Source organism: Streptomyces sp. NPDC057002 (assembly GCF_042673825.1).
Lineage (GTDB): Bacteria > Actinomycetota > Actinomycetes > Streptomycetales > Streptomycetaceae > Streptomyces.
Window position 1 is genome coordinate 903,568 of record NZ_JBHURZ010000001.1, and the last position, 16,079, is coordinate 919,646.

Sequence of the window (16,079 nt, forward strand, 5' to 3'; positions counted from 1 at the left end):
ATGTCCTGCGGGTTTCATGACCCAACAGTAGTCACATGCGTCCCAATAATAAGGACAGTGATCCCGCCAATCAGTAACGGTGGCGGGGTTCGACAGGCCCCGCCAACCTTTCCCGCCCGACAGTCTCGCGCTCAGCGCGGGCGAGCCTGCGAATCGCTGTAGCGGGCTGCGGGGGTCGGGCGGTTACCGCCCGCCAGCAGGGCACCCTCGGCGACCAACAGGGCGTCCACTGCGGCGTCCCGCTCCTCGAGGCCGGGGACGCAGATCGTCTCCCCCAGACGCAGCCCCTCAAGGCTTGCCTGCGCCACACCTTCCGGGGTCATGGCGACGGGGATGTTCCGGCCGGCCCCACCATTGAAGTCCGTCGCCACGAGGCCAGGGCAGACCACCTGGGCATGTATGCCGGCGTCGCCGACCTCGTGGGCGAGGGTGCGAGCAAAAGCCACCGTGGCGGCCTTGGCGGCCGCGTACAGGGTACGAGGCGGCATGTGCGGATTACTCTGCCCCGCACTGAAGGCGAGCAGTGACGCCACCATGACGATCGCCCCCTCCCCCGCGGCCAGCATGCCGGGAAGGGCGGCCCGGGCGAGCTGGACGGGCGCGACAGCGTTGAGAGTGAGCAGCCGGGTGATCTCGTCCGGGGCGACGTCGGCGAGCGGAGCGTACCCACCGACACCCGCATTGCTGATCAGCAGCCGGACATCACCGACGGACAGACGCTTGGTCACCGCGTCGAGGCCTTCGGGCGCGCCGAGATCGGCGGGCAGGACCTCCACCGTGGCGCCGGCTGCGCGGAGTTCGTCCGCGAGTTCGCCGAGGCGCTCGAGCCGTCGAGCGACGAGCACGAAGTCGTGGTCGTCCGCGAGCAGGCGGGCATAGGCGGCGCCGATACCGGAGGAGGCGCCGGTGATGAGAGCAAGAGTACGAGACATGAGTTCATGGTTATTCAGACCCTTGCCTGGTGTCAAGGTGGTTGATAGTCGTCCACGTAGCGTATTCTCACGGTGTGAGTCAGGACGATGAGCGGCCCGTGGCCGCCGATGCACTGAGCCGGGTGACCTGGGCGCTGCGGCGGGCGGAGTGGGCCGTACAGGCCAGGAAGGAGCAGCGGCTGCGACCGCTGAGCATCGCGGCCGCGCAGTACACCCTGCTCATCTCCGTCCACACGGATCCCGGTCTGACCGGCGCGGAGCTGGCCCGGCGCCTGTACGTCACCCCCCAGGCAGTGGCCTCCCAAGTGGCCCGCCTGGAGGAACGCGGGCTGCTGGAGCGCCGGCCGCATCCACGCCACCGCCATGTACAGGAGCTCCACCTCACCGACACCGGCATGGAGGTGCTACGCCAGGCCGATGCCGTGATCATGGACATAGAACAGCAGATCACCGAAAAGCTCGGCCCCGAGCGCCACGCACACTTGACGGCTCTGCTCAACGAGGCGGCCGACGTCGTCCGGGAGGCGTAACCCCTCTTCACGGCTTCGGCGACGATCCTTTGCCGGACAGGCCACGGCATGCGCCGCGCTCCACCCTCAGGAGTACAGGTGGACTTCCCCACACTCGACCCCCTGGACCTGCAAGTGCTGCAGGCGTTGCAGCTCGACGGGCGCGCGCCGTTCAGCCGTATCGCGTCCGTCCTCGGAGTCTCCGACCAGACCGTGGCCCGGCGATACCGCAGACTGCACACCGGTTTCAACGTTCGCGTACTCGGCATGACGGACGAGAACCGACTCGGCAGGCAGAGTTGGCTCGTGCGACTGCACTGCAGCCCGGACGTCGCGGAGCAAATCGCGGACGCGCTCGCCAAACGCCCCGACACCTTGTACGTGAATCTCAGTTCGGGCGGCACCGAGATCATCTGCGGTATGAAGCCCCGCAGCCGAAAAGAGCGGGACGACCTGCTCTTCGACCGGCTGCAGCGCACCCGGCAGGTCGTCACCGTGACCGCCCACTGCCTCCTGCACCCCTTCTACAGCGGCCCGCACGGCTGGCTCAACAAGTCCAACGCCCTCTCTCCCGACCAGGAGGCCGCGCTGCGCCCGCCGGCTCCTGAGCCGCTCGATGCGCCCGTCACCCTGGACAGCGCCGACGAGGCACTTCTCACGCTGCTCCGCCGCGACGGCCGAACCTCCCTCACCGATCTCCAGAAGGACACCGGCCAGTCGGAGTCGGTGGTCAAGCGGCGGCTCGAGACCCTGCGTTCCACCGGCGTGCTGTACTTCGACGTCCAGTACGACCATGAGTCCTTGGGCCAGGACGTCCACGCCATGCTCTGGCTCACCGTCGCGCCCCGTGCGCTGACCGACGTCGGCCGTAGTCTCGCCGCGCACCCGGAGGTGCACTTCGCCTCCGCCACGACCGGTCAGTCCAACATTGTCGTCTCCGCGCACTTCCGCAGCACCGCCGAGTTGTACACGTACCTGAGCGAGAAGATCGGTCCCCTCGACGGCATCCAGCACGTTGAGACGGCCCTCATCCTGCGCCAGGTCAAACAGCTCACCTATGAACCGGGCCGCTGATCGCGGCAGGCGTTCCCGCCGCGTGGTGACATCATGGTCCGGGACCCCCGGGGGGAGTCGGGGTCCCGGACCACGCGCGGGCGCGCTCCCGTCCCCACGGACGCGCCCCTACCGTCCCGGCCGCTCGATCCGGTCCGGTAGCTCTGTTGCCTTCTCGGCGGGAAGTCGCTGATGGGGTGACCCGTCAGCCCTTCGGATGAGTCAGCTCCAGGTCGAACTCGATTGCCGGGCCATCCACCGCGACCGGCACGGCGACCGGCGGATAGCCGCTGGCAATCACCGAGTAGTCGCCCGCGTCCAGATCGGTGAAGGCATACTCACCGTCCGGCCCGGTGGTAGCCGTGCCGATCACGTTGCCCGCCTTGTCCACGAGCGTGACCCGCGCGTCGTCCAGCGGCCGGCGGTCGTCCCCTGCTCGCACGGCCCCCCGCAGGACCGCTGCCCGCCACAACGCCACGTCCAGGCGGGCGAGCTGAGGACCGAAGACCCGTACAGGAAGAGCGGCGGGCCGGAATCCGGCCGCGTTCACCACAACCGTGAGATCACCCTCCGGCAGCTCGCCGAAGGCGAACGCCCCCAGTGAGTCGGTCGTTTCGGCGGCCAGTGCCTCTCCCCGGACGTCGGTCACGGCCACGGTCGCGCCCTCCACGGGCGTGCCCTCTCCGGCCGTGATCACCGTGCCCACCAACCCGCGGTTCGCGGACAGCATGACGTCGTGGGCCAGCGGTTCGTCACCCACCACCACAGTGGACGCCTGCGGTTGGTGGCCCTCCGCCGCCGCGATCAGCACGTACGATCCCGCACTCGGTGCTTCCATTCGGTATCGGCCCTCGAAATGCGCCACGGCCCGGCCCAGTTGCCGTCCGGCCAACGAGATCAGTGTCAGCGTGGCTCCTTCGACGGCCGTTCCCGCAGCGTCGCGTACCCGGCCGTACAGCATGGGACCCGAACCACCGTCAGGGATGACCGCGTCACCGCCGGTCGCTGCCCCGGACGCGCCCACCCGCGGACCCGGGCGCCCTGAGCCCCCTCGTGCCCTGGCGCCGACCAGTACCGCCTCCGGCTCCACTTCGGCGAAGGTTTCAGGCTCCTCCGGTCCCGTCGGTGCCGCAGCGCCGGCCACAGCCGTCGTGGTGCCTTGCGGCGTCCGCAGCAGTACGGCACCCACGAGCGCTGCGAGCAGGGTCAGGCATGCGGCGACGATGAGGCACAGGTGGATACCGTCGAGGAACGACTCGGAGAGCGCGCCCAGGGCCCGGCCGGTGTCCTTCCCGAGGTCCATCCCGGCGACCGCTCCCAGGCCGTCCGTGTTCGCGACGTCGGTGATCCGGTGTGCCGTCGGCCCGGTGAGACCGACATCGCGAAGGTGGTCGGGCAGGGCGTCGGTGCTCTTGGTCGTCAGCAGGGTGCCCAGGATGGCCGGGCCGAGTACACCGCCGACCTGCCGGAAGGCGTTGTTGCCCGCCGACGCCATACCGGCCAGGTGGTGTGGCACCGCGGCGACGGCGGTGGCGGTCATGGGGGTGATCACGATCCCCAGCCCGAGGCCGAGCAGACCCAGCCGCCAGGCCAGCGGCCCGAAACCGGTCCCGGCGTCGATCGACGTCAGGGAGAGCAGTGCTCCCGTGGTGATCAGCAGGCCGGTGGTGATCATCACTCGTGGTGGGATCCTGTGCATCAGACGACCGGCCAGCGGGCCCACGACGAGGGACGTCACACAGACGGCCAGCAGCCGGTAGCCGGCGTGCAGGGTGTCGAGCCGCTGCACCAGACCGAAGTAGAGGCTGAGGACGTAGAAGAAACCGATCAGCCCCAGAAACGTGATCATCGCGATCAGTGTCGTCGCGCTGAAGGCCGGGCTGCGGAAGAGCGACAGATCCAGCATCGGGCTGGAGCTGCGGCGCTCCGCCACGACAAAGGCGATGATGCTGACCGCGGCCAGGGACAGGGCCGCGATCACCCGGCCCTCGGTGAATGAGCCGGCACCGCCCTCGATGACCCCGTAGACCAGCGCGGTGATCGCCACCGCCGCGGTGATCTGGCCGGGCCAGTCCAGTCGGCGCCCGCCGGGGGCACGGGAGTCGGTCACCAGCGGTGCCGCTACCACAAGAGTGACGACGGCCACCGGTATGGCCGGCAGGTAGATCCAGCGCCAGGTGGTGTGGTCAAGGATCACGCCGGCGATCATCGGGCCGACGGCCAGCGCGGCCATCAGGGACGCCGCCCAGAGTCCGACGAATGTGGCGCGCTTGCGCGGGTCGGGCACGGCATGGCTGATCAGCGCCAGGGTCGAAGGCAGCAGCGCAGCCGCGCCCAGACCGGCACACGCCTGGCCGACCCACAGAACCTCGACCGAGTCGGCCGACAGTGCGATGGCGGCCCCCGCACCGGCCAACGCGAGGCCCGCCAGGTACACGTTCTTGCGGCCGTGCACGTCGCCGAAGACCCCGGCAGTGAGGATGAAAGCCGCCATGGGGAGCTGGAACGCCGACTGGACCCAGGTCAGTTCGGAGGACGACGCGTGCAGCGCGGCCTGAATGGCGGGCAGGCTCACAGAGACGGTGGTCACTGGCAGGTAGGCGACGAACATGCCGAGGCAGGCCATGACCAGCGTGGCCACCTGCCGTTCCCTTGGCTCGTTCACCGATGGTGTGACGTTCACAGAAATCTCCCTCGTGGCGCGGCGGGGCCGCACTCGGCTTGCAGAACGACACCTTCCGCCCGCTCCTCCCGCGCGATCCAGCCACAGCCTCCAAACCCAGGAAAATCGACATCCTGAGCGTGCCTTCGAGGGATTTCCGACGGCCGTGACGAGGCGGCCGGCCTCCCGGCAAACCGGTCGACGACCCCGCTAGAAGGCGTACGGGCCGAACCGGCCCCAGGCCACGATCACGGCGAGCAGACACAACGCGAGGTTCGGCACGATCATCGTCGCCTCCTTGCGCCGGAGATGGACGATCGCGGCCCCGATCATCATGACGGCAAGGCCGAGCGCCGCGAGCGGGACGAAGACCGGCAGGATGTCCAGCACCGCCGGCAGGGTCAGTCCGATCGCGGCGGCGACCTGGAGACCACCCATCGCCTTGATGGCACCGGGCGAGAAGTCTTCCGCCCATCCCATATTGGAGGTGGCCAGCTTCTCTTTCGGTTGCAGGATCTTCGTCAGACCGGCGCCGAGAAAGGCGACCGCGAGAACGCTCGCGATGATCCACAGGGTGACGTTCATGGGGGTTTCTCCAACTGTCGTTCAAATGGCAGGTGATGGGTGACGCCGGTCGTACACGCGGCTTCAACGGGTGGGAAGGACGACGGCGGACGGGTGCTCCGGGTCGTGGAAGACGAGTTGATCCGCGGCACGGAGGGTGGTGGCGGTGGCGCGGGGTTCGCCGGTGCCGGAGTTGCGGTTGTAGCGGGGGAACGCTCCGCTGGAGACCTGAACGCGCATGCGGTGGCCGCGTTTGAACCGGTACGCGGTCGGCCACAGCTGTACGACCGCCTTGGAGATCTCGTCGGCGTCGGTGAGGCTGATCAGCCCGTCGCAGACATTGGTCGAGCGGCCCTTTTCGTCCACGTCACAGAGGCGGACGAAGACATCGGCGTACGGCAGGCCGGACCGGAAGAAGATCTCGCCGCTGACCTCTCCGATCACTTCAATGTCCTCTTCCAGTACGGACGTTGTGTAGGTCAGGACGTCGGACCGTGTCTCCAGCTTGGTGTTGTCGACACGGCCTGCCTTCGTACCGAAGGCCAGCCGGACGCCGCCTGCTGTCGGGGTGGGGTCGGCAGGGTCGTAGCGGTAGCCGTCGGGGGCTGAGTCGGTGGGCGGCTCGGTCGCGAGGGCGCCGTCCGCCTGGAGGTGGAAGCGCCGGGGCTCGTAGCCGGGCGGGGGCCATGACGGGAAGTCGCGCCACTTCTCCTCGCCCATGACGAACAGGCGAACCGGGGCGCGCTCGACCGGCTTCTCGCCCCGCGCAAGGGCCAGGCCGAAGCCGAGGGCCTCGGCGGCGGTCGTCTGTCCCACGCCCGCGGAGGAGTGGACCCAGGGACCGACGGTGAGCCGGGCCGTCCGGCCGGCCTCCTGCAGCACGCGGAAATCGCGGAGCTGGCCGGGCAGGAAGATGTCGTACCAGCCGCCGACAGAACTCACCGGTACCCGTGTGTCGGCGACGCGGTGGCGGTGGTCGCCGTCCTTCCAGAACGGCGTGTCGGGTTCGTGGACGAGCATGTTCTGGATGTACTCGTGGCCATGCCCCAGCGCGACCGTGTCCGCTTGGCTCAGCGGCAGGGTACGCATGGCCCGTTGGGTCTTCCGCGCGCCCAGCAGCGAGCGCACCATCGCGAACCGACGCTCCTGACCGTCCACGAACACACCCCAGGAGAACGGGGTCTCCAGAGAGAAGCTGTCCTTGTGGAGGAAGTCGAGGAGGATGTCCGCCGAGGTGATCCCCGGGATCAAGGCTTTCACCTGGGGCCGCACGGAGTCGGCGACCGCCCACTGGGCGAAGCCCAGGTAGCTGGAGCCATAGAGGATCATCGACTCTCCGAACCAGGGCTGCTTGATCACCCAGTCGATGGTGTCGAGGCCGTCCGCACGCTCACGGCGCTGCGGATCCCACGGGCCGTCGGAGCCGAAGGTGCCACGGGTGCTCTGGATGAGCACCTGGAAGCCTCTTTCGGCGAACGGCCGGGGCTGGTCCGTGAAGAGGCCTGCCCTGCCGTAGGGGATGCGCATGAGCAGAGTCGGCAGGCCGTCGCCGCCGGTTCTCGGGGCCCAGCGATCGGCCAGCAGAACCGCCCCGTCACGCATGGGGACGCGCAGGTCGCGCTCTACGATCACGTCCCTTGTGAGAGGGGGCGGCAGGCGCAGGGTGCGCTGGACGAGATGGCTGTGCAGGTTCATCGTGCTTCTCCAACGGATGCCGGGCACGGAACGGCGGCTACTGCCCGTTTCCGGCTTCCAGGTTGCGGATCACTTTCGCGGTCAGGTCCAGATATATGGCGATCTCCGCGTCTGTGAGTCCTTCGGTGGCGGCCGCATTCACCGTGTCGGCCGCGGAGATCAGTTCCTTCTCGATCCCCCGGGCACGTTCGGTGAGGAGCACATGCGTGCGGCGCCGGTCGGACGGGTCGGAGACGCGCCGGACCAGACCGTCCCGCTCCATGCGCCGCAAGGTGTTCGCCATGGTCGGCTGCTCGATGCGAACCCGGTCGCACAACTCGCGTTGGGACAGACCGTCCTGTTCGAACAGGACGAGCAACTGGGCGAACTGCCCGGGGACGACCCCGAGCGACGCGATGCGGACAGCGAGCGCCTGAGCAAACAGACGAGCCAGATGGTTCATCTGGTAACCGAGCGACTCCTCGCGCGACCAGCCGTCCGTCATGTCCGTTTCCTCTCGTAGACGCCACCTCCAGATTTACATAGCAAGCTATGTAAATCAAAGGGACCGAGACGCCACCCCCTCCATGGCGCGCTTGTCATCCTCTCAAACAGGTTCCACAATAGAGGTCACTGTTCCGTATCGTGCGACATCAGCTCGCCGCACCCGTCGAGATCACTCCGGCCCCGTGAACCTCACATCTGGAGAACCCGCATGCGCATCGCCCGCTTCGACGACGACCGCATCGGTCTCGTACGGGACGGTCGTGTCCTGGACATCACCGACCACCTCACCGACCACCTCACCGCCCGCCTCACCCCGGGGCCGGGCAGCCTCGCCCGCCGTATGGTCGCGGACTTCGCCCACATCCGTCCGCTGTTGGAGGAACTGGCCGCCGGGGCCGGCCCGTCAGCAGGACTGCCGCTGGACGAGGTACGACTGCGCTCCCCCATACCCGATCCCACAAAGATCGTGGCCGCTCCGGTCAACTACCGCGATCACCAAGCCGAGATGAGCGAGGCCTTCCACGTCAGCGCGCTCGGCTTCTTCCTCAAGTCCCCGTCCTCGCTCCTCGATCCGGGCGGTACGGTCCGTCTGCCGTACTGCGACCGCCGCTTCGACCACGAGGCCGAGTTCGCCCTCGTCGTCGGCCGCCGCGCCACTCACGTCACCCCCGAGGAGGCCTTGGACCACGTCTTCGGCTACACGGGCCTGATGGACATCACCATGCGGGGCGGCGAGGACCGGTCCACACGGAAGTCCTTCGACACCTTCACGCCCATGGGGCCCTGGCTCGTCACTCCGGACGAACTCGGCTCGCCCGACGATGTCGACCTGGAACTGACCGTCAACGGCACACCACGGCAGAAGGCCAACACCCGGGACCTCATCTGGCCGGCCGCACGCTTCCTCGCCTACGTCTCGACGGTCACCGTGCTGGAACCCGGCGACGTGATCACCACGGGCACACCGGCCGGCGTCGCACCGATCCAGGACGGCGACACCGTCGATCTGATCGTGGACCGCATCGGCCGCCTCACCGTTGGCGTCACGGCCGAGAGCGCCGTCCCCTGCCCGACCGGCGGCGCGGAGCGGGGCCCGATACCTCCGGCGGCTCCGCAGACCGGTCCGTCGCAGCTTTCGGCGAGCAGGCCCTCGTGAGCTCCAGGCGTCGCCTTCTTCAGCCACGCGGAGCAACGTGTCCCAGGATTTTCCAGCCTTGCTCAGACATTCAAAAAGCGCCACACTACAGAACAGTGTTCCGTATGATGCGTCATTGCCACTGTCCTGAAGGAGCCGCCATGTTTCAGCGTGGGGACTTGCCCACCGCGTCATCGCCACCGCTTCTGCTCCGTCCGGACATGCCCAGGCCTGTTCGGAGGGCTCCCTCATGACCGGCGGGCTCGAGCGGTCGGAGGGCTGGGCTGACCTGCACCAGATCCGCGATCTCTTCGATCAGGGACTGCGCCGGCTCCTCACGAAAGAGGTGAGGTACACGATCCGGGCGGGGCACGGAGGTCTGGACGAGACCTCCTCCCTCTTCACCGGGGAAGCGGACATCGCCGTCGTCACACCGGCTGCGGCGCTGCGCCTCCTCTATCGGTTCGGGGACCTCAAGGGCTTGGTCGCTCTGGGGGTGATCCCACGTCGCGGCAGTCTTGTCGTCGCGGCCGACGCCGCCCTGCCGCTCGACACCGTCGCCGATCTCGCGGCCCACGCCGATCGCATCACCGTCGCGACGTCCGCCGACGACGGCGTCAGCCTCGTGGGATTCGCCGTGCACAGAGCATTGCGCATGGCCGGAGTGGGTGCCGGCGCGGTGGACTTCGTCTACGACGAGCGCCCCTCGGCCTGCTTCGCCTCGGGTGCGGCAGACGTCGTGATCCACGACCCGATGGCTACTCCCGACTGGCGGGAAGTCGTGACCGAACGGCCTGTGAGGTACCTGCCCTGGGGCGATCGAGTCCTCCACGGCTTCGCCCTGCAGGACTGGCTCCCCCGCCTGGTGCGAGCTGGGCAACTCCCCTTCCTCATGGAGGACCTGCCCGCACTCGACTGCTCCGACCTCGCCGTGCTGTGCCGCGAGGACCTGGACGAGGGACTCGCCCGCCTGACCGCCCGATATCTGGCGCGAGGCTGCCGCCCCTCTGAAACCGGCGCAGTGGCACGCACCCCGCTTCCGCTGCATCCGGGGGCCGCCCGTGCCTACGCCGAACTCGCCGCCGCCGACGTATCCCTGGGGAGCCGATGATGTCCGAATCCGTCCAGCGGTCGGGGCCGCCTGCCGCGTGCGAGACCGAACTCCTCGTCGTGGGCGCCGGCCCCGCGGGTCTCTTCGCCTGCTACTACGCGGGGATGCGAGGGCTCGACGTGACCCTTATGGACAGCCTGCCCCATCTCGGTGGGCAGGTGGCCGCGCTCTACCCCGACAAGGAGATCTTCGACGTCGCCGGGTTCCCGGCTGTCCGCGGACGCGAGCTGATCGAGCGTCTCACCCGGCAGGCCGAGACCGCCTCCCCGTCCGTCCTGCTCGGCGAGAGCGCCGTGGAACTGCGTTGCGAAACGGACGCGGTGCACATCACCACCGACGCTGGACGTGTCATCCGAGCGGGCGCCGTGCTGATCACCGGCGGCATCGGGCGCTTCACACCGCGACCACTGCCCGCCCTCGATGGGTTCACCGGGGACGGTGTGCACCACCTGGTGTCTCCCCCGCACGAGTACACCGGCCGCGAGGTGGTGATCGTCGGTGGGGGCGACAGCGCAGTCGACTGGGCCAACACCCTTGTCCCGCACGCCCGTCAGGTGACGCTCGTGCACCGGCGCACCCGCTTCCGCGCCCACGAGTACTCGGTGGCCCAGCTCATGGACTCCCCCGTGCGCATACTCACCAACAGCGAGATCGCCGAGGTCCACGGCGTTGAGTCCCTCAAGGCCGTGACCGTACGCGACTGCGGCTCCCAGGCCCTGGAAATGGTCGACGCCGATGTCCTGATCCCGGCCCTCGGCCACATCGCCTCACTGGGGCCCCTCACCTCCTGGGGGCTCATGCTCGACAGGCAGCAGATCCGGGTGGACACGGCGATGTCCACCGGCCTGGACCGCGTCTACGCGGCCGGGGACATCACCACCTACGCCGGCAAGGTCCGGCTGATGGCCGTGGGGTTCGGCGAGGCCGCCACCGCCGTCAACAACATCGCCGTACGGCTGCGTCCTGACGAGGACCTCTTCCCCGGCCACTCAAGCGAACGCCCGCCGATCCCGACCGCCTGAAGGAGGACACCTCATGGGCTACGTGATCAACGAAAAATGCATCGCCGAACTCGATGGCTCCTGTGTCGACGTGTGCCCCGTGGACTGCATCTACGAGGGCCTCACCAAGCGCTACATCAATCCCACCGAATGCATCGACTGCGGGGCCTGCCTGCCCGAGTGCCCGGTCGACGCCATCACCGCACCCGGCCCCAAGACCGATCCCACCTGGGCACAGGACAACGCCGCGTTCTTCTCGACGGTGTTGCCCGGCAGGGACGCCCCGCTGGAGAGCCCGGGCGGCGCGTCCGGAGCCGGCGCCATCGGTGTGGACACCCCGCTCGTCGACAACTGGACCAAGGAGTGACCGTGCAACACATCCCGCTGCTCATCATCGGAGGCGGCATAGGAGGCATGGCCACGGGCCTGGCCCTCGCCGAGGCCGGCTTCGAAGCCCACGTCGTGGAGCAGGCCGCGGAATTCACCGAGATCGGCGCCGGCATCCAGCTCGCTCCGAACGCCCTGCGCGTCCTCGACTCGCTCGGCGTTCTCGACGCCGTCAGCGAGGTGGCGGTGCGCCCGCGCAACCTGGTGTTCCTGCACGCCGACACCGGCCACCACCTGACGACGATCGACTTCGGCGCCGCCTTCCGAGAGCGCTACGGACAGCCGTACAGCGTGCTCCACCGCGGCGACCTGCTGGACGTCCTGCTCTCCGCCTGTCGGGAGCACCCCAAGGTCACCCTGGAGAACAACCGCCAGGTCGTCGACGTCGAGGACCACGCGAACGCCGCCGTCGTCCACTTCGCCGACGGCGAAAGCTACCGGACCGACGCCCTGATCGGCGCCGACGGCCTGCGTTCCCGCACCCGCCGGCTCCTGTCCGACGACCGGCCGGCCACGGACGCGTACGTCGCCTACCGCGGTGCACTGCCCATGAGCGAGATCGCCCTGCCCGTCGAAGAGGACGACGAGATCATCTGGATCGGCCCGAACAGGCACCTCGTTCAGTACCCGATCCGGCGCGGCGAGCTGTACAACCAGGTCGCCGTCTTCCGCAGCCGGCGCTACACGCCGGACATCGAGCACACCGACGAGTGGGGCGGGCCCGACGAACTCGAGCAGGCCTTCGCCACGTCGTGCGAGCAGGTCCGCGCATCCGTGAAGATGTTCAATACGTCCAGGCGCTGGCCGATGTACGACCGGGAGCCCCTGGACAACTGGACCCGTGGGCGCATCACCCTGCTCGGCGATGCCGCACACCCCATGTTCCAGTACCTGGCCCAGGGGGCCTGTCAGGCCATCGAGGACGCCGAGTGCCTGGCGCGGCAGCTGACCAAGTACAGCGGCGACATCGACGAGGCCTTCGCCGCCTACCAGGCGGAACGGATCCCTCGCACCGCGCTCGTGCAGCGCGTCGCACGCGGCTGGGGCCAGGTCTGGCACGCCGAGAACGGCACCACGATCTCGGCCCTGCGTGACCGTGTCTTCGGACGCCGCAGCGCCGACGACTACACCGACCTGGACTGGCTGTACCGGCCGTCCGCCGCCTGACCCGACCACGAGGACCGTGATGAAAGAAGAGATCGACGAGACCGTCCGGGCCAGCCGGGCCCTGGCCGCCGCCGGCCTGACCGACATGGTGTGGGGGCACGCCGCCATTCGCGACCCGGAGAGCGACGGTGCCTGGATGAAGGCCTCCGGCTGGGGGTTCGAGGAGATCGACGCCGACCGGGTGCTGCTGGTCAGCCGCTCGGGCGACGTCCTCCACGGCGAGGGCAAGCGGCACATCGAGTACCCGATCCACACCGAGATCATGGCGCGGCGCCCGGACGTCGGCTGCGTCGTTCACACCCACGCACCGGCCCTGAGCGCCTTTGCGTCCCTCGACGTACCGCTGCGGCCCATCTCCCACGACGGCGTCGTGTTCTGCGACCCGCAGCTGCCACGCTTCACCGACACGGGCGCGCTCATCGCGACCCGGGAACTCGGTGCCGCCCTCGCCGAGACCCTCGGCGACGCTCCCGCAGCCCTCATGCCGCAGCACGGCGCCGTCACGGCCGGCCCGGACGCGGCAACAGCGGTGATGTACGCCGTCCTGCTGGAGCGAGCGTGCCGCACACAGCTCATGGCCATGGCCGCCGGAGGGCCGAAGGTGTGGTCCGACGACGAGGAAGCGGCCTTCAAGCGCGAGCAGATCTGGAATCCCACTCAGCTCGGCGCGGGCTGGAACTACTTGGGACGCCTCTCGGAAAGGACCGACCGATGACGAACCCGAGGACCCCCGCGGCACCTTCCGGCCAGACCGAGGTCTCCGCCGCCGAGAAGCAGCTGTACGAGGACTTCAACCGGCTCGGACTCATCCCGCTGTGGACCGAGCGCGAGGACCTCATGCCGTTGACGCCCGCGCCTCAGGCCGTCCCGCACATCTGGCACTGGGGCGACCTGTATCCGGTGGCCGCCCGTGCGGGCGATCTCATCCCCGTGGGGCGCGGCGGCGAGCGACGTGCCATCTCCGTGTCCAACCCGGGCCTGTCCGGCCTCCCTTACGCGACGCCCACCCTGTGGGCGGCCATCCAGTATCTCGGCCCGAACGAGGTCGCACCGGCCCACCGGCACAGCCAGAACGCCTTCCGGTTCGTCCTCGAGGGCGAAGGCGTATGGACGGTCGTCGACGGTGATCCCGTCGCCATGCGCCGGGGTGATCTCCTGCTCACGCCGGGATGGCAGTTCCACGGGCACCACAACCCGCACCCGCAGCCGATGGCCTGGCTGGACGGCCTGGACATCCCGTTCGTGTCCGCCACCGACACCGGTTTCTTCGAGTTCGGCGAGGACGGGGTGACCGATCGGTCGACCCCGCACCGCTCCCGCTCCGAGCGCGTGTGGGGGCATCCCGGACTGCGCCCGGTCGCCTCGATCGGAAAGGACGCTCCCAACTCACCGCTGGCTGCCTACCGTTGGGAACACACCGACGCGGCCCTGACCGCCCAGCTCGAAGTCGCCGCCGAAGGACACTCTGAGGTCCTGGCGGAGCCCGGCCACGCCGCCGTGCGCTTCAGCAACCCCACCACGGGGGCCGACGCGCTGACGACACTGCGCACCGAGATGCACCGGGTCGCCGCAGGGCACCGCACAGCGGCCGTCCGCGAGACCGGTTCGAGTGTGTGGCAGGTCTTCGACGGCTCCGGCGCCATCAGCCTCGACGGACAGCGCACCGACGTCGTACGCGGCGACATCATCGCCGTGCCCTCGTGGTGCGAGGTCGCCGTCGAGGCCCGCACCGACCTGGACCTCTTCCGATTCAGCGACGCCCCCATTTTCGAACGGCTCAACCTCGCACGCAGGGAGTACTCATGAAGCTCGCCACCATCCGCACCGGCACCGGCACGGCTGCCGTCCGCGTCGACGAGACGGAGGCCGTGGAGACCGGTCACCCGGACGTCGGCGCGCTGCTCGCCGACGACGGCTGGCGCGAGCTCGCCGCCGGTGCCGACGGTGCCCGGCACGCCCTGGACGGGCTCGACTACGCGCCGGTCGTGCCCCGCCCCCAGAAGATCTTCTGCGTGGGCCTCAACTACCGTTCCCACATTCTGGAGATGGGCCGTGACCTCCCCGAATACCCCACCCTCTTCGCCAAGTTCCCCGCTGTCCTGATCGGCGCCTACGACGACATCGTGCTGCCGGCGGCGTCGCAGGCCATGGACTGGGAGGGCGAGATGGCGGTCGTCATCGGGGCGCGGGCCCGCAACGTCACCGCGGCGGAGGCCGACAAGCACATCGCCGGATATGCCGTCCTCAACGACGTCACGGCGCGGGACTGGCAGTACCGCACCAAGGAGTGGCTGCAGGGCAAGAACTTCGAGGCCACCACGCCGTTCGGCCCCGTCCTGGTGACCTCCGACGAGGCCGACGCCGGCTCCCGCACCCTCACCACCGAGATCGACGGGGAAACCAAGCAGCAGGCCGACACCGGCGACCTGGTCTTCGACCCGGCGGCACTGGTGTCCTACCTGTCGACGATCATCACCCTGGAACCCGGGGACGTCATCGCCACCGGAACTCCCGGTGGCGTCGGCCACGCCCGTACCCCCAAGGAGTACCTCGTCGACGGCACCGTCCTGACCACCCGGATCGAAGGCCTCGGCGAGTGCCGCAACCACTGTGTCCAGGAAAAGCCCCATGACGCCTGAGGACACCTCGCGCCCACTTCTGCGCAAGTGGCTCGACGAGGGGACAAGTGTGCTGCGCGGCCACCTCGATGAGGCTGACGAGGCATGGGTGACCGGCCCTTCCACGCTGCCCGGCTGGACCACGGCTCACCTGCTCACCCACCTGGCGCGCAACGCCGACGCCCTCAACAACCTGGTCACCTGGGCCGCCACCGGCGTGGAGACGCCCATGTATCCCCACGGTGCGGCGGGGCGCCTGCGCGACATCGAGGAAGGCGCCCGCCGGACCGCGCAGGTGATCCTCAAGGACGTCCGCGACAGCGCCGTACGCCTCCAGCAGTCCCTCGACGACCTGCCGGACGCCGCCTGGGCCCGCACCGTGCGCACCGCCCAGGGACGCCTCGTGGAGGCGGCCCTCATTCCCTGGTTGCGGATCCGGGAGGTGTGGATCCATCTCGTCGATCTGGGCACCGGTGTCACGTTCGCCGAGCTGCCCGAGGATCTGGCCGCGGCCCTGCTGCCGGACGTCTTCGCCACACTGGTCCGGCACGACGACTGTCCGGCCATGACCGTCCGTGCTTTGCCGGGCGGACTCGCGATGACGACAAGGCCCGAGGAGCCCCTCGCCACCACGACCGAAGTGAGGGGCTCCACTGCGGAGTTGCTGGGCTGGCTCACCGGCCGCACCGCCGGCGACGGCCTGACCGCCTCGCCACCCTCTCTGCCGACACTTCCCGCGTGGCTGTGATACCGACGATT

The 16,079-nt window shown here is 69.1% G+C and carries 16 protein-coding genes; 11 read left to right on the forward strand and 5 right to left on the reverse strand.

Annotated elements, in window-relative coordinates; all coding sequences use genetic code 11:
- Positions 1-131: 131 nt before the first annotated feature.
- Positions 132-932: an SDR family NAD(P)-dependent oxidoreductase gene (locus ACFT32_RS04075; RefSeq protein WP_382485571.1), complete on the reverse strand. Its 801-nt coding sequence runs from the start codon at positions 930-932 to the stop codon at positions 132-134.
- Between the two features lie 74 nt (positions 933-1,006).
- Here ACFT32_RS04075 and ACFT32_RS04080 point away from each other — a divergent pair, with 74 nt between their 5' ends.
- The gene (locus ACFT32_RS04080) at positions 1,007-1,462 is read left to right on the forward strand and encodes a MarR family winged helix-turn-helix transcriptional regulator (RefSeq protein ID WP_382485573.1); all 456 of its coding nucleotides are present in this window, start codon (positions 1,007-1,009) and stop codon (positions 1,460-1,462) included.
- Positions 1,463-1,540: 78 nt separating this feature from the next.
- Positions 1,541-2,515 carry an Lrp/AsnC family transcriptional regulator gene (locus tag ACFT32_RS04085; RefSeq protein ID WP_382485575.1) on the forward strand — a complete coding sequence of 325 codons (975 nt, stop codon included), beginning with the start codon at positions 1,541-1,543 and terminating at the stop codon, positions 2,513-2,515.
- A gap of 184 nt (positions 2,516-2,699) precedes the next feature.
- On the opposite strand, the gene ACFT32_RS04090 is transcribed toward ACFT32_RS04085, so the two are convergent.
- The 4 genes from ACFT32_RS04090 to ACFT32_RS04105 all read right to left on the reverse strand — a co-directional run bounded on the left by ACFT32_RS04090 (position 2,700) and on the right by ACFT32_RS04105 (position 7,899).
- Positions 2,700-5,120 carry a DHA2 family efflux MFS transporter permease subunit gene (locus tag ACFT32_RS04090; protein WP_382487028.1) on the reverse strand — a complete coding sequence of 807 codons (2,421 nt, stop codon included), beginning with the start codon at positions 5,118-5,120 and terminating at the stop codon, positions 2,700-2,702.
- 246 nt (positions 5,121-5,366) lie between these two features.
- Positions 5,367-5,741, reverse strand: a complete 375-nt coding sequence (locus tag ACFT32_RS04095; protein WP_382485578.1) for a DoxX family protein — start codon at positions 5,739-5,741, stop codon at positions 5,367-5,369.
- A gap of 63 nt (positions 5,742-5,804) precedes the next feature.
- The gene (locus ACFT32_RS04100) at positions 5,805-7,415 is read right to left on the reverse strand and encodes a CocE/NonD family hydrolase (protein WP_382485580.1); all 1,611 of its coding nucleotides are present in this window, start codon (positions 7,413-7,415) and stop codon (positions 5,805-5,807) included.
- Between the two features lie 37 nt (positions 7,416-7,452).
- Entirely contained in the window at positions 7,453-7,899 is a 447-nt protein-coding gene (locus tag ACFT32_RS04105; protein WP_382485582.1) for a MarR family winged helix-turn-helix transcriptional regulator, read from the reverse strand.
- 210 nt (positions 7,900-8,109) lie between these two features.
- Between ACFT32_RS04105 and ACFT32_RS04110 the strand changes: the two genes are divergently transcribed.
- The 9 genes from ACFT32_RS04110 (at position 8,110) to ACFT32_RS04150 (ending at position 16,068) form a co-directional block, all read left to right on the forward strand.
- A complete protein-coding gene (locus ACFT32_RS04110) occupies positions 8,110-9,057 on the forward strand; it encodes a fumarylacetoacetate hydrolase family protein (protein WP_382485585.1) in 948 nt (315 codons plus the stop codon).
- Positions 9,058-9,286: 229 nt separating this feature from the next.
- Positions 9,287-10,147, forward strand: a complete 861-nt coding sequence (locus ACFT32_RS04115) for a hypothetical protein (protein WP_382485586.1) — start codon at positions 9,287-9,289, stop codon at positions 10,145-10,147.
- Positions 10,147-11,169, forward strand: a complete 1,023-nt coding sequence (locus ACFT32_RS04120) for an NAD(P)/FAD-dependent oxidoreductase (RefSeq protein ID WP_382485588.1) — start codon at positions 10,147-10,149, stop codon at positions 11,167-11,169. The genes ACFT32_RS04115 and ACFT32_RS04120 overlap by 1 nt, the downstream gene beginning before the upstream one ends.
- Before the next feature lie 13 nt (positions 11,170-11,182).
- Positions 11,183-11,515 carry an indolepyruvate ferredoxin oxidoreductase subunit alpha gene (locus ACFT32_RS04125; RefSeq protein WP_382485590.1) on the forward strand — a complete coding sequence of 111 codons (333 nt, stop codon included), beginning with the start codon at positions 11,183-11,185 and terminating at the stop codon, positions 11,513-11,515.
- A 2-nt stretch (positions 11,516-11,517) separates the two neighbouring features.
- Positions 11,518-12,702: an FAD-dependent monooxygenase gene (locus ACFT32_RS04130; protein WP_382485593.1), complete on the forward strand. Its 1,185-nt coding sequence runs from the start codon at positions 11,518-11,520 to the stop codon at positions 12,700-12,702.
- A gap of 19 nt (positions 12,703-12,721) precedes the next feature.
- The gene (locus tag ACFT32_RS04135) at positions 12,722-13,417 is read left to right on the forward strand and encodes a class II aldolase/adducin family protein (RefSeq protein ID WP_382485596.1); all 696 of its coding nucleotides are present in this window, start codon (positions 12,722-12,724) and stop codon (positions 13,415-13,417) included.
- Positions 13,414-14,508 (forward strand): cupin domain-containing protein, encoded by a 1,095-nt coding sequence (locus tag ACFT32_RS04140; RefSeq protein ID WP_382485598.1) that lies wholly within the window; start codon positions 13,414-13,416, stop codon positions 14,506-14,508. The genes ACFT32_RS04135 and ACFT32_RS04140 overlap by 4 nt, the downstream gene beginning before the upstream one ends.
- The gene (locus ACFT32_RS04145; RefSeq protein ID WP_382485600.1) at positions 14,505-15,341 is read left to right on the forward strand and encodes a fumarylacetoacetate hydrolase family protein; all 837 of its coding nucleotides are present in this window, start codon (positions 14,505-14,507) and stop codon (positions 15,339-15,341) included. Before ACFT32_RS04140 ends, ACFT32_RS04145 begins: the two co-directional genes overlap by 4 nt.
- On the forward strand, positions 15,331-16,068 hold the full coding sequence (locus ACFT32_RS04150; protein WP_382485603.1) for a maleylpyruvate isomerase family mycothiol-dependent enzyme: 738 nt from the start codon (positions 15,331-15,333) through the stop codon (positions 16,066-16,068). Before ACFT32_RS04145 ends, ACFT32_RS04150 begins: the two co-directional genes overlap by 11 nt.
- The last annotated feature ends 11 nt before the right edge of the window (positions 16,069-16,079 follow it).

Bases quoted from the DNA above. Each gene is read 5' to 3' on its own strand.
- ACFT32_RS04075 (WP_382485571.1), bottom strand. From the start codon at position 932: ATGTCTCGTACTCTTGCTCTCATCACCGGCGCCTCCTCCGGTATCGGC.
- ACFT32_RS04090 (WP_382487028.1), bottom strand. From the start codon at position 5,120: ATGGCCTGCCTCGGCATGTTCGTCGCCTACCTGCCAGTGACCACCGTC.
- ACFT32_RS04095 (WP_382485578.1), bottom strand. From the start codon at position 5,741: ATGAACGTCACCCTGTGGATCATCGCGAGCGTTCTCGCGGTCGCCTTT.
- ACFT32_RS04100 (WP_382485580.1), bottom strand. From the start codon at position 7,415: ATGAACCTGCACAGCCATCTCGTCCAGCGCACCCTGCGCCTGCCGCCC.
- ACFT32_RS04105 (WP_382485582.1), bottom strand. From the start codon at position 7,899: ATGACGGACGGCTGGTCGCGCGAGGAGTCGCTCGGTTACCAGATGAAC.
- ACFT32_RS04110 (WP_382485585.1), top strand. From the start codon at position 8,110: ATGCGCATCGCCCGCTTCGACGACGACCGCATCGGTCTCGTACGGGAC.
- ACFT32_RS04115 (WP_382485586.1), top strand. From the start codon at position 9,287: ATGACCGGCGGGCTCGAGCGGTCGGAGGGCTGGGCTGACCTGCACCAG.
- ACFT32_RS04120 (WP_382485588.1), top strand. From the start codon at position 10,147: ATGTCCGAATCCGTCCAGCGGTCGGGGCCGCCTGCCGCGTGCGAGACC.
- ACFT32_RS04125 (WP_382485590.1), top strand. From the start codon at position 11,183: ATGGGCTACGTGATCAACGAAAAATGCATCGCCGAACTCGATGGCTCC.
- ACFT32_RS04135 (WP_382485596.1), top strand. From the start codon at position 12,722: ATGAAAGAAGAGATCGACGAGACCGTCCGGGCCAGCCGGGCCCTGGCC.
- ACFT32_RS04140 (WP_382485598.1), top strand. From the start codon at position 13,414: ATGACGAACCCGAGGACCCCCGCGGCACCTTCCGGCCAGACCGAGGTC.
- ACFT32_RS04145 (WP_382485600.1), top strand. From the start codon at position 14,505: ATGAAGCTCGCCACCATCCGCACCGGCACCGGCACGGCTGCCGTCCGC.
- ACFT32_RS04150 (WP_382485603.1), top strand. From the start codon at position 15,331: ATGACGCCTGAGGACACCTCGCGCCCACTTCTGCGCAAGTGGCTCGAC.